Raw genomic sequence first — 12367 nt, forward strand, 5'->3', positions numbered from 1 at the left:
ACCAATATCAGGACAATAGGCAATTCACTGGCTGCATGCAAGGCAACAAAGGCTCAACGGCACTTTATATCCTGTACTGATGGCGCGATCGGTACCGACATGTTGCCCATTATGAGTGTCAATATTTGTGCACCATTAAAACTAACACCTTGTTATTTAAATCGTCTCTAAACAAGTTAAATGATTATATTCACTTTGAAGCAAGAAACGGGCCACGCCGTAAAATTACGTAAAAACAGATCGGAAATACCGAGATATCTGTTATTTTTTACATTCTTTAATACATTTATAATTATAAATACCTGCAGAGATGGAGAAGTGAATGACACATGCACATGAGGCGGTAAAAACCCGCCACAAGGAGACCTCGCTCGTCTTCCCGATTTTGGCGCTGGTAGTTCTGTTCTTATGGGGGAGCAGTCAGTCACTACCAGTGGTTATCGGCATTAATGCGCTTGCCCTGGTGGGTATATTAAGCAGTGCATTTAGCGTTGTACGTCACGCAGACGTATTAGCCCACCGACTCGGTGAACCCTATGGTTCCCTGATCCTGAGCCTGTCGGTGGTTATTCTTGAAGTCAGCTTAATTTCTGCATTAATGGCAACGGGCGACGCCGCGCCAACCTTGATGCGCGATACGCTCTATTCAATCATTATGATTGTCACCGGTGGTCTGGTCGGTTTTTCATTACTGTTAGGCGGGCGTAAATTTGCCACCCAGTATATGAATCTGTTTGGTATTAAACAGTATTTGATCGCCCTGTTCCCGCTGGCCATTATTGTGCTGGTGTTCCCGATGGCATTGCCGGGCGCGAATTTCACCACTGCGCAGGCGCTACTGGTGGCGTTAATTTCTGCCGCAATGTACGGCGTATTTCTTCTGATTCAGACAAAAACGCACCAGAGCCTGTTTATTTACGAACACGAAGACGAGGGTGACGACGACGACCCGCACCACGGTAAACCGTCAGCGCACAGTAATATGTGGCATGCGGTTTGGCTTATCGTCCATTTAATTGCGGTTATCGCAGTGACCAAAATGAACGCCAACCCACTGGAGACGCTGTTAACGGAACTGAATGCGCCGGTTGCGTTCACTGGTTTCCTTGTCGCATTGCTGATCCTCTCCCCTGAAGGGCTGGGTGCGCTGAAAGCGGTGCTGAGCAATCAGGTACAACGGGCGATGAATTTGTTCTTCGGCTCCGTGCTCGCCACCATTTCGCTGACAGTTCCGGTTGTAACGCTGATTGCGTGGGCGACGGGCAACGACCTGGTGTTTGGCTTAGGTTCGCCAGAGATGATTGTGATGGTTTCTTCGTTGGTACTGTGCCAAATTTCCTTCTCGACCGGGCGCACGAACGTGCTTAACGGTGCGGCACATCTGGCACTGTTTATCGCCTATCTGATGACGATCTTTGCCTGATTCATAAAAAAGCCGGATGCGACGCATAGCGTCATATCCGGCCTACAGTGATTTTTGCGTCGTAGGCCCGATAAGCGTAAGCGCCATCGGGCACACAAGCCAAACTTAGTTCTCAGTATCCAGTTCGTCGAAGCTTTTCACCAGATCATCAACCGCTTTGATCTGGGTGAGGAACTGTTCCAGCTTCGCCAGCGGCAGCGCGGAAGGACCGTCACATTTCGCATTGGCTGGATCCGGATGTGCTTCAATGAACAGACCCGCCAGACCCACCGCCATACCGGCACGCGCCAGTTCTGTCACCTGCGCACGACGACCGCCGCTTGCAGCACCGAACGGGTCACGGCACTGCAGCGCGTGGGTAACGTCAAAAATAACCGGTGAGTTACCGGAAACTTTCTTCATCACGCCAAAGCCCAGCATATCCACAACCAGGTTGTCGTAACCGAAGTTTGCGCCACGATCGCACAGAATAACCTTGTCGTTGCCGCCTTCATGGAATTTATCCACGATATTTCCCATTTGACCAGGGCTTACGAACTGCGGTTTTTTGACGTTGATAACGGCACCGGTTTTCGCCATCGCTTCAACCAGATCGGTCTGGCGAGCGAGGAAGGCCGGAAGCTGAATCACGTCCACAACGTCAGCCACAGGCTGCGCCTGGCTGGCTTCATGCACGTCGGTGATCACTTTTACGCCAAAGGTTTGTTTCAGTTCCTGGAAGATTTTCATCCCTTCTTCAAGGCCCGGACCACGATAAGAGTGGATGGAAGAACGGTTGGCTTTATCAAAGGAGGCTTTGAACACGTAAGGGATACCCAGTTTCTGAGTAACGGTTACGTAGTGCTCACAAATGCGCATCGCCAGATCGCGGGATTCCAGCACGTTCATGCCGCCAAACAGCACGAATGGCAGGTCATTTGCCACGTTGATGTCGCCAATGCTAACCACTTTTTGTTTCATAGGATCGCCTTAAACGGTAGGTAAAGTGTCATTAATCAATGCAATACAATATGCTTGTGCGAAATAGTATTTATCTGCGCACGGATCATTTCGCTGATCGGGTCTTCCGGACACTGCTCAACGAAATAACTTAAATCGGTTAACGCAACATGTTCACATTCCAGCTGCGCGTAGATCAATCCGCGATCGCGTATTTCATACGGATCTTCAGGATTAAACTGCAATAAGGCTTCGCTGGCGCGCAGTGCCAGCTCCATTTGCCGTTCTTCCATCAGCGATGATTTCAGCGTGTCGAGCAGTTTGCGGATCACTTCCGCGTTATCCGCCTCATCGAGATCTTCGTTAAACAATTCCGCTACCGGGCTGATATTGCCCTTTAGCCACACTTCCAGCGTGTGCTCATTTAACGTTTCGCCATTGAACGGGTTAATCAACCACATTTCGCCTTCCAGTGATTCAATGCGCAGGATTAACTGCGTCGGGAAAATCACCGGCACCAGCGGCAGATCCAGCCGATTGGCCAGCCACAACAAGATGGCGCCAAGCGACACCGCGCTGCCCTGACGATTTTTCAGGACCTGGTCGAGCCAAAGTGCATCAGAAAGACGATAGACGCCGCGGGTATCCGTAAACCCCCAGTCGCCGTAAAAAAGTGCCAGCAATTTTTCCAGTTGCTCATCCTGAGACAGGAGCTGGCTAATTTCTTCATGCGCGAGGCTGGCCAGACGTTCCAGTTCGTCGTAGACAGATTGCGTAGGGAAATCCAGGCGGATAGACTCCGATGCCAGGATCATCCCATCGCACAATGGCGCTTTATTAAATTCGAAATCAGCTAACGACCTCATGATTACCCCAGTAACGGTATTTTTGTGGTGGCGAGTTTAATGATGATGTACAGCACCACCAGCGCCAGCGGAAAGGCGATTAAACGCGCCTGCTGGCTGCGCGCCCGACGATAATCGAGCGCAATAAAACCCAAAACGATGTAAATGATAACCCCAAACAGCTTTTCAGTCAGCCATGTCCCCTGTTCGGTGAATGGCAGGATGTGCGTTTTAGCGATCAACGCTACGCCGCTGAGTAACAAAACGGTATCAATGACCGGCGGAGCAATCCGCGTCCAGTGCGCTGACGCAAGGCGTGCTTGCGTGTAACGCCACCAAAAACGCAGCGTAAGCAGCCCCACGGACAGCGCAATGCTAATAAGATGAACGCCGAGCAACAGGCTGAAGGTGGTCATGCAGCGAGGCGCCCGAGCGTAATGCGCTCGTTGCCGCCGTAATCACGACAGGTTTCGACCGCCTGGTATCCACTGCGCGTAAACGCGTCACGCACCGCCTGCCCCTGCTGCCAGCCGTGTTCCAGTAGCAAATAACCGCCAGGGGTTAACATGTGTTTAGACTGTTCGATGATATGCACGATATCCGCCAGGCCATGATCGCCGGCCACCAGCGCGGTCAGCGGCTCAAAACGTACATCGCCTTGTGCCAGATGCGGGTCCTGCTCATCAATGTACGGTGGGTTACTGACGATCATGTCGAACTGCTGCCCATGCAAAGCGCTGAACCAGTCGCTTTGCAGCACGCGCACATTGTTGATGCCCAGATGCTGCGTATTGCGGATCGCCAGCGCCACGGCGTCCGGCATCCGATCAACCGCCGTCACGTCGCAGTCCGGGCGCTCGGAAGCCAGCGCCAGCGCAATAGCGCCCGTACCGGTCCCCAAATCCACAATGCGGCACGCAGAGGCAGGCAGGCGTGCCAGCGCCTGCTCGACTAAGCATTCGGTGTCCGGACGTGGAATAAGCGTCGCCGGTGACACGAACAGCGGCAGCGACCAGAACTCGCGAACGCCGGTTAAGTGCGCCACCGGCTCTCCCCGTTGACGACGCGCCACCAGCGCGTTCAGCTGTTCCTGCTGTGCCGCGGTTAATACCGTTTCACCAAACGCCAGAATAAAGGTACGCCCTTTGCCGGTAACGGTCTCGAGTAAGATCTCGGCGTCGCGGCGCGGGCTTTCGCTGTCCTGTAATTGGGCTATTGCTTCACGCAGCCAGTGCTGATAATCCATTAATCCTGCTCGGACAACGCCGCCAGCTGGTCGGCCTGGTATTCCTGGACAATCGGCTCAATGAGCATATCCAGTTTCCCTTCCATCGCTTCGTCCAGACGGTAGAGCGTCAGGTTGATGCGGTGATCGGTTACGCGACCCTGTGGGAAGTTATAGGTACGGTTACGATCGCTGCGATCGCCGCTGCCTAACAGGTTGCGGCGCTCGGAGGCTTCCGCCTGCTGACGTCGCGCCACTTCGGCGGCACGAATACGTGAACCCAGCACCGACATCGCTTTAGCTTTGTTTTTGTGCTGTGAACGTTCGTCCTGACATTCAACCACAATACCGGTCGGTAAGTGGGTAATACGAATAGCCGAGTCGGTGGTGTTAACGTGCTGACCACCGGCCCCCGATGAACGGAAGGTATCAATGCGCAGGTCAGCCGGATTGATGTCCGGCAGTTCCGCTTCCGGCAGCTCAGGCATTACCGCGACCGTACAGGCAGAGGTATGGATACGTCCCTGAGATTCGGTGGCCGGAACGCGCTGTACGCGATGACCGCCGGACTCGAACTTCAGTCGACCATACACGCCATCGCCGCTCACTTTGGCAATAATTTCTTTATAGCCACCGTGTTCACCTTCGTTGGCGCTCATGATCTCCACGCGCCAGCGGCGGGATTCAGCGTAACGGCTGTACATACGGAACAGATCGCCTGCAAACAGCGCCGCTTCATCGCCGCCGGTTCCGGCACGCACTTCAAGAAACGCATTACGTTCGTCATCCGGATCTTTCGGCAGCAGTAGCACTTGCAGATGCTGTTCCAGCTGTTCACATTTTTCTTTTGCTTCGCGCAGTTCATCCTGCGCCATCTCACGCATTTCAGGATCGTCGAGCATCATCTGTGCTGTTTCGATATCATCCTGAACCTGTTGCCAGTCCGTGAAACAGCGAGAAACATCGCTTAACTGGGCATATTCGCGCGACAGCGCACGAAAGCGATCCTGGTCTGCGATGGTTCCCGCATCGCCGAGCAGCGCCTGAACTTCTTCATGGCGTTCATGCAGGGCTTCCAGTTTGGCAACGATAGAAGGCTTCATAGGCGTAAATGCACCCTGTAAAAAATAAGATTGGTGTGCTGCTACTCCAGCCCGAGGCTGTTGCGCAGAATATTCAGGCGTTCACTATCCCCGTCACGGGCAGCCTGTTGAAGAGATTTGGTTGGTGCATGGATCAGGCGGTTAGTCAGTTTCCAGGCCAGATCTTGCATAATGGCTTGCGCATCACCGCCCTGTTGAAGAGCAGCCAACGCTTTGGCGGTCAGTTCATCACGCACTTGTTCTGACTGACTGCGATATTCGCGGATGGTGTCACTCGCGCTTTGGGCGCGGAGCCAGGCCATAAATTCGCTGGTTTCCTGCTCGACGATCGTTTCGGCTTCCACCGCCGCCGCTTTACGCTGCGCCAGATTATGCGAAATGATGCTTTGCAGGTCGTCAACGCTGTACAAGTAAGCGTTCGACAGTTTGCCGACCTCCGGCTCAACATCGCGCGGTACGGCGATATCGACCAGCAGCATCGGCTGATTGCGGCGGTTTTTCAGCGCGCGCTCCACCATCCCTTTACCGATAATCGGCAGCGGGCTGGCGGTAGAACTGATAATGATATCGGCGTCCTGTAAACGTGCGTCGATATCACTCAATGAGATCACCTCAGCGCCGACTTCGTCTGCCAGCACCTGCGCACGTTCACGCGTACGGTTGGCGATGATCATCTTCTTCACTTTGTGTTCGCGTAGATGACGCGCCACCAGTTCGATGGTCTCACCTGCGCCAACCAGCAGCACGGTTACCGTGGACAGCGATTCAAAGATTTGTCGCGCCAGCGTACAGGCCGCAAAAGCAACGGACACGGCACTGGCGCCGATGTCGGTTTCGGTGCGGACACGTTTGGCGACGGAGAACGATTTCTGGAACATGCGCTCCAGCGCACTGGCGTTCAGGTGGCCTTTTTGCGAATCCGCAAAGGCTTTTTTCACCTGGCCGAGAATTTGTGGCTCGCCGAGTACCAGCGAATCCAGGCCGCTGGCAACCCGCATCAGATGGCTGACGGCGTCGTTGTCCTGATGCCAGTAAAGGCTGCTGCGCAGTTCTTCTTCATTCAGATTATGGTATTCGCACAGCCAACGGATCAGCGCCTCTTGCAGGTTATCCTGCTCTTCGACGCTGAGATACAGCTCCGTGCGGTTACACGTCGACAGCACTACCCCGCCTTGCACCATTGGCTGCGCAAGCAGGCTGTCCAGCGCCTGATCGAGCGTATCCGGCGAAAACGTTACGCGTTCTCGCAGCGATACAGGTGCCGTTTTATGGTTAATACCAAGCGCTAAAAGGGTCATGTGTGCGGGAATAGTACCAGCGTTGATAAGGTTAGACTGCGGGCATCATACAGGATGCGTGCGGCCAATAAAAGAGACTGCCCCCTTTTGGAGTAATAGCTTAGTGCACAAATTTTAGTGATTTAAGATAACGTGAACGTAGACGAGGTCAGATGGCGGCGCTAGCATTAAGAACTATAACTGCAACGTATCTCAAGGATTTGTCATCATTATGACCCTGCCTGATTTTCGCCTGATCCGCCTGCTGCCGCTGGCAAGCCTGGTCCTCACCGCCTGTACACTCAATGCGCCGAAAGGTCCTGGCAAAAGTCCGGACTCCCCGCAGTGGCGTCAGCACCAGCAGGAAGTGCGTGCGCTGCACCAGTATCAGACGCGCGGCGCGTTTGCCTACATTTCCGAACAGCAGAAGGTCTATGCCCGCTTCTTCTGGCAGCAAACCGGTCAGGATAACTATCGTCTGCTGCTGACCAATCCGCTGGGCAGTACCGAACTGGAACTGAAAGCCCAGCCGGGCAACGTCGAGCTTGTCGATAATAAAGGCAAGCATTATACCGCCGATGACGCCGAAGAAATGATTGGCAAACTGACCGGCATGCCGATTCCTCTCAATAGCCTGCGTCAGTGGATCCTCGGTCTGCCGGGCGATGCCACCGATTACAAACTTGACGCGCAGTACCGTCTGAGCGAAGTCAACTACAGCCAGAACGGTAAGCGCTGGAAAGTAGTGTACAGCGCCTACGACAGCAAAACGCAGCCAGCGATGCCCGCTAACATGGAACTGTCCGACGGCGACCAGCGCATTAAGCTGAAAATGGATAACTGGATCGTGAAATGATGACCCATTGGCCCTCTCCGGCAAAACTGAATCTGTTTTTATACATCACCGGACAGCGTGCGGATGGTTATCACACGCTGCAGACGCTGTTTCAGTTTCTCGATTACGGCGATGATATCCGCATTGAGGTGCGCGATGACGGCGACATTCATCTACTCACCCCGGTTGCGGGTGTGGAGCATGAAGATAACCTGATCGTGCGCGCCGCGCGTTTGCTGATGAAAACTGCCGCAGAAAGTGGACGCTTGCCCGCCGGGCGCGGCGCGGCCATCAGCATTGATAAGCGCCTGCCAATGGGCGGGGGTCTGGGCGGAGGCTCCTCGAATGCCGCAACGGTTCTGGTGGCGCTGAACCACCTCTGGCAGTGCGGGCTGTCCGTCGATGAACTGGCAACCATCGGATTAACTCTGGGTGCCGACGTGCCGGTATTTGTACGCGGACACGCGGCCTTCGCCGAGGGGGTGGGAGAAATTCTCACGCCGGTCAATCCACCGGAAAAATGGTACCTGGTTGCTCATCCTGGCGTCAGTATTCCGACGCCGGTGATTTTTAAAGACCCGGAACTCCCGCGCAACACGCCAAAAAGGTCAATAGAAACGTTACTAAAATGTGAATTCGGCAATGATTGCGAGGTTATCGCAAGAAAACGTTTTCGCGAGGTTGATGCGGTGCTTTCTTGGCTGTTAGAATATGCGCCGTCGCGCCTGACTGGTACAGGGGCCTGTGTCTTTGCTGAATTTGATACAGAGTCTCGTGCTCGCCAGGTGCTTGAGCAAGCCCCGGAATGGCTCGAAGGCTTTGTGGCGAAAGGTGTCAACCTCTCCCCATTGCACAGAGCGTTACTCTAAATCATTCGGGTTTCAGGAAGATGGCGAGATGACGAATCGCCAGGAGCATACAAAAGTATGTGACTGGTGTGAGGAATTGATGCCAGCGCACATGAAACGCGAGAGATAACGAGTAAGCCGGGCAAGCTGAGTTGCGGTGACAACGTCACCCCGTTCCAGACGTTGCATCGCGCTCTTTAATACACCGCCTGGAGAGGATACTGCCTGGCCCGCACAGTTTTCGGCAGATTCTTTCCACCAATGGACGCATGCCTGAGGTTCTTCTCGTGCCTGATATGAAGCTTTTTGCTGGTAACGCCACCCCGGAACTAGCACAACGTATTGCCAACCGCCTGTACACTTCACTCGGCGACGCCGCTGTAGGTCGCTTTAGCGACGGCGAAGTCAGCGTACAAATTAATGAAAATGTACGCGGTGGTGATATTTTCATCATCCAGTCCACTTGTGCCCCTACTAACGACAACCTGATGGAATTGGTCGTTATGGTCGATGCTCTGCGCCGTGCTTCCGCAGGCCGTATCACCGCCGTTATTCCTTACTTCGGCTATGCACGCCAGGATCGTCGCGTACGTTCCGCTCGTGTACCGATTACCGCAAAAGTCGTCGCTGACTTCCTGTCAAGCGTTGGCGTTGACCGCGTCCTCACCGTTGACCTGCATGCTGAACAGATCCAGGGCTTCTTTGACGTACCGGTTGATAACGTATTCGGTAGCCCAATTCTGTTAGAAGACATGCTGCAGCTGAACCTGGACAACCCGATTGTGGTTTCTCCGGACATCGGTGGCGTCGTGCGTGCCCGCGCTATCGCTAAGCTGCTGAACGATACCGATATGGCTATCATCGACAAACGTCGCCCGCGTGCGAACGTTTCTCAGGTGATGCACATTATTGGTGACGTTGCAGGTCGTGACTGCGTCCTGGTTGATGACATGATCGATACCGGCGGTACGCTGTGCAAAGCAGCAGAAGCGCTGAAAGAACGTGGTGCCAAACGCGTATTTGCTTACGCAACTCACCCGATCTTCTCAGGCAATGCGGCAAACAACCTGCGCAACTCGGTGATTGATGAAGTCGTGGTTTGTGACACCATTCCACTGACCGACGAAATCAAAGCACTGCCGAACGTGCGTACGTTGACCCTGTCGGGTATGCTGGCCGAAGCGATTCGTCGTATCAGCAACGAAGAATCCATCTCTGCTATGTTCGAGCATTAATCGAGCCCGGCTCAAAAACCCGCTGCGGCGGGTTTTTTTATCCGTTTTATTTATTTGTATGATTTATGCCAACTTCAACTATCATTTTCTAGATAGATGATGCGCTCATGGATGAAACATTATTGTGAACAGACTATTTTCCTCACATGTGATGCCTTTCCGCGCCCTCATCGACGCTTGTTGGAAAGAAAAATATACCGCCTCGCGCTTTACCCGTGATCTGATCGCCGGGATAACCGTGGGCATTATTGCTATCCCGCTGGCAATGGCGTTGGCAATTGGCAGCGGCGTTGCGCCACAATACGGCCTGTATACCTCAGCCGTTGCCGGGATTGTTATCGCCCTTACCGGTGGTTCACGTTTTAGCGTCTCCGGTCCTACCGCCGCCTTCGTGGTGATTTTGTATCCGGTGTCGCAGCAGTTCGGGCTGGCAGGTCTGCTGGTGGCTACGCTGATGTCCGGGATCTTCCTGATCCTTTTCGGCCTCGCCCGATTTGGCCGATTGATCGAATATATCCCGGTCTCCGTTACCTTAGGCTTTACCTCAGGTATCGGTATCACCATCGGTACCATGCAGATTAAAGATTTTCTCGGTCTGCAGATGGCACACGTCCCGGAACACTACCTGCAAAAAGTGGGTGCGTTGTTAATGGCCCTGCCGACCATTAACCTTGGTGATGCCGCCATTGGCGTGGTCACGCTGGGGATCCTGATTTTCTGGCCGCGTCTGGGGATCCGCCTGCCTGGTCATCTTCCGGCGCTTCTGGCCGGTTGTGCGGTAATGGGCATCGTTAACCTGACAGGTGGCCATGTCGCGACCATCGGTTCTCAGTTCCACTACATTCTGGCGGATGGTTCGCAGGGCAACGGTATCCCGCAACTGCTACCACAGCTGGTGTTGCCGTGGGATATGCCGGGGTCAGACTTTACGCTAAGCTGGAGTTCATTACGGGCGCTGTTACCGGCAGCCTTCTCGATGGCGATGCTCGGCGCGATTGAATCCCTGCTGTGCGCTGTGGTGCTCGACGGGATGACCGGCACCAAGCACAAAGCCAACAGCGAGCTGGTGGGTCAAGGGCTGGGGAATATCGTCGCGCCATTCTTTGGCGGCATCACCGCCACCGCCGCAATTGCCCGCTCTGCGGCTAACGTTCGCGCCGGGGCCACCTCGCCCATTTCTGCGGTGATCCACGCGATTCTGGTGATCCTCGCCCTGCTGGTGTTAGCTCCGTGGCTTTCCTGGCTGCCACTTTCCGCCATGGCGGCCCTGCTGCTGATGGTGGCGTGGAACATGAGTGAAGCCCATAAAGTGGTGGATCTGCTGCGTCACGCACCGAAAGACGACATCATCGTGATGCTGATGTGTATGTCGCTGACCGTACTGTTCGATATGGTAATCGCCATCAGCGTCGGTATCGTCCTTGCCTCGCTGCTGTTTATGCGCCGCATTGCGCGCATGACGCGCCTGGCACCGGTTAACGTAGACGTACCGGACGATGTGCTGGTGCTGCGCGTGATTGGCCCGCTGTTCTTTGCCGCAGCGGAGGGATTGTTTACCGATCTCGAAACGCGTATTACAGGCAAGCGCATCGTGGTACTGAAGTGGGATGCCGTCCCGGTACTGGATGCCGGTGGTCTGGACGCCTTCCAGCGTTTTGTTAAACGACTGCCGGAAGGCTGTGAATTACGTATCAGTAATCTGGAGTTCCAACCGCTACGCACCATGGCGCGTGCGGGTATCCAACCCATCCCCGGCCGTCTGGCGTTCTTCCCGAACCGTGACGCCGCACTGGCTGATATTTAACGTTTAGTGATGGCCGGCAGGCTTTGCTTGTCGGTCACTCTTCACTTCTGCAATCCCCGCTGAGTTGCTATTATCATTTCCCCTACTCCTGATAATACCCACAACAATGAACCCTAATGCTACGTATACCTTTCGCGAAATTACCGAGTCGGATATTCCCGCCGTTCAGTCATTTATTATCCGTCATTTAAATCTCTATTTTCAGGCTAACAGGCCCACTCCACGTCCTGACGAAGACATATTAGATTTACGTTCACACTACCTGCACCACCCCCGAAATCTACTGCTCGGCGCGTGGGATGCACACCAGCAACTTATCGCTACGCTGGCAGTGTGTCAGTACGATGACAGAATCATGGCATTGCGCGGGCGCTATGATTTAGCCAACACCGCAGAAATTTGCCGCTGTTACGTGGAACAGGAACACCGCCGTCGAGGTATAGGCCGCCAACTTATGACGCTGGCAGAAGCATATTGTCAGCGTCAGCAATATAAAACGCTCTACTTGCATACCCATCATTTTTTACCCGGCGGCTATCAGTTTTGGTGCAACAATCTCTTTAACATGTTCCTTGATGAAGGTGGCGAGCAACAAATTGTCCATATGGAAAAACACATTGAAAAATGTGATGTGGCGCAGATTATTTAATAAGCGTGTATTTCTCGCTATTCATTTTATTCTTTTTCAACGCCACATCGTTAATTGATCAACATCAAATAATTCTCATTTAATTTACCAAATATTTATTATCTTCGGCACATCACAATGAACCATTAAAGATTAACCACATGATTTAAAAGGAATTAAAAATGACAATTAAATACTACCTACT

At 53.5% G+C, this 12367-nt stretch carries 12 protein-coding genes; 6 read left to right on the plus strand and 6 right to left on the minus strand.

Annotation, left to right across the window (positions count from 1 at the left end):
- Nucleotides 1-322 precede the first annotated feature (322 nt).
- On the plus strand, nt 323-1423 hold the full coding sequence (gene chaA, locus FCH32_RS11930; RefSeq protein WP_115258290.1) for a sodium-potassium/proton antiporter ChaA: 1101 nt from the start codon (nt 323-325) through the stop codon (nt 1421-1423).
- A gap of 105 nt (nt 1424-1528) precedes the next feature.
- Here chaA and kdsA read toward each other — a convergent pair whose 3' ends face one another.
- Genes kdsA through hemA form a run of 6 tightly spaced genes read right to left on the minus strand, consistent with a single transcriptional unit; the run spans nt 1529 to nt 6833 of the window.
- Nucleotides 1529-2383, minus strand: coding sequence for a 3-deoxy-8-phosphooctulonate synthase (kdsA, locus tag FCH32_RS11935; RefSeq protein ID WP_096756770.1), 855 nt, complete (start codon nt 2381-2383; stop codon nt 1529-1531).
- Between the two features lie 35 nt (nt 2384-2418).
- Nucleotides 2419-3228: an invasion regulator SirB1 gene (gene sirB1 / locus FCH32_RS11940; protein ID WP_096756769.1), complete on the minus strand. Its 810-nt coding sequence runs from the start codon at nt 3226-3228 to the stop codon at nt 2419-2421.
- A gap of 2 nt (nt 3229-3230) precedes the next feature.
- Nucleotides 3231-3623, minus strand: a complete 393-nt coding sequence (sirB2, locus tag FCH32_RS11945; RefSeq protein WP_174360937.1) for an invasion regulator SirB2 — start codon at nt 3621-3623, stop codon at nt 3231-3233.
- Nucleotides 3620-4453 (minus strand): peptide chain release factor N(5)-glutamine methyltransferase, encoded by an 834-nt coding sequence (gene prmC / locus FCH32_RS11950; protein WP_174360938.1) that lies wholly within the window; start codon nt 4451-4453, stop codon nt 3620-3622. Before prmC ends, sirB2 begins: the two co-directional genes overlap by 4 nt.
- On the minus strand, nt 4453-5535 hold the full coding sequence (prfA, locus tag FCH32_RS11955) for a peptide chain release factor 1 (protein WP_115258288.1): 1083 nt from the start codon (nt 5533-5535) through the stop codon (nt 4453-4455). The genes prmC and prfA overlap by 1 nt, the downstream gene beginning before the upstream one ends.
- 41 nt (nt 5536-5576) lie before the next feature.
- Nucleotides 5577-6833, minus strand: coding sequence for a glutamyl-tRNA reductase (hemA, locus tag FCH32_RS11960; protein ID WP_096756765.1), 1257 nt, complete (start codon nt 6831-6833; stop codon nt 5577-5579).
- A gap of 211 nt (nt 6834-7044) precedes the next feature.
- Between hemA and lolB the strand changes: the two genes are divergently transcribed.
- From lolB to FCH32_RS11985, 5 genes are all read left to right on the plus strand, one after another.
- A complete protein-coding gene (gene lolB, locus FCH32_RS11965; protein ID WP_117342909.1) occupies nt 7045-7668 on the plus strand; it encodes a lipoprotein insertase outer membrane protein LolB in 624 nt (207 codons plus the stop codon).
- Complete coding sequence (ispE, locus tag FCH32_RS11970; protein ID WP_135911905.1) at nt 7665-8516, plus strand: 4-(cytidine 5'-diphospho)-2-C-methyl-D-erythritol kinase; 852 nt, start codon at nt 7665-7667, stop codon at nt 8514-8516. Before lolB ends, ispE begins: the two co-directional genes overlap by 4 nt.
- Nucleotides 8517-8782: 266 nt before the next feature.
- Nucleotides 8783-9730: a ribose-phosphate diphosphokinase gene (gene prs, locus FCH32_RS11975; protein WP_001518537.1), complete on the plus strand. Its 948-nt coding sequence runs from the start codon at nt 8783-8785 to the stop codon at nt 9728-9730.
- 124 nt (nt 9731-9854) lie between these two features.
- The gene (gene dauA / locus FCH32_RS11980) at nt 9855-11534 is read left to right on the plus strand and encodes a C4-dicarboxylic acid transporter DauA (protein ID WP_174360939.1); all 1680 of its coding nucleotides are present in this window, start codon (nt 9855-9857) and stop codon (nt 11532-11534) included.
- A gap of 106 nt (nt 11535-11640) precedes the next feature.
- A complete protein-coding gene (locus FCH32_RS11985; RefSeq protein WP_146716911.1) occupies nt 11641-12183 on the plus strand; it encodes a GNAT family N-acetyltransferase in 543 nt (180 codons plus the stop codon).
- The last annotated feature ends 184 nt before the right edge of the window (nt 12184-12367 follow it).

This window comes from Citrobacter gillenii (assembly GCF_013337685.1).
GTDB lineage: Bacteria > Pseudomonadota > Gammaproteobacteria > Enterobacterales > Enterobacteriaceae > Citrobacter > Citrobacter gillenii.

Coding starts and splice junctions, on each gene's coding strand:
- chaA (WP_115258290.1), top strand. CDS start 323: ATGACACATGCACATGAGGCGGTAAAAACCCGCCACAAGGAGACCTCG.
- kdsA (WP_096756770.1), bottom strand. CDS start 2,383: ATGAAACAAAAAGTGGTTAGCATTGGCGACATCAACGTGGCAAATGAC.
- sirB1 (WP_096756769.1), bottom strand. CDS start 3,228: ATGAGGTCGTTAGCTGATTTCGAATTTAATAAAGCGCCATTGTGCGAT.
- sirB2 (WP_174360937.1), bottom strand. CDS start 3,623: ATGACCACCTTCAGCCTGTTGCTCGGCGTTCATCTTATTAGCATTGCG.
- prmC (WP_174360938.1), bottom strand. CDS start 4,453: ATGGATTATCAGCACTGGCTGCGTGAAGCAATAGCCCAATTACAGGAC.
- prfA (WP_115258288.1), bottom strand. CDS start 5,535: ATGAAGCCTTCTATCGTTGCCAAACTGGAAGCCCTGCATGAACGCCAT.
- hemA (WP_096756765.1), bottom strand. CDS start 6,833: ATGACCCTTTTAGCGCTTGGTATTAACCATAAAACGGCACCTGTATCG.
- lolB (WP_117342909.1), top strand. CDS start 7,045: ATGACCCTGCCTGATTTTCGCCTGATCCGCCTGCTGCCGCTGGCAAGC.
- ispE (WP_135911905.1), top strand. CDS start 7,665: ATGATGACCCATTGGCCCTCTCCGGCAAAACTGAATCTGTTTTTATAC.
- FCH32_RS11985 (WP_146716911.1), top strand. CDS start 11,641: ATGAACCCTAATGCTACGTATACCTTTCGCGAAATTACCGAGTCGGAT.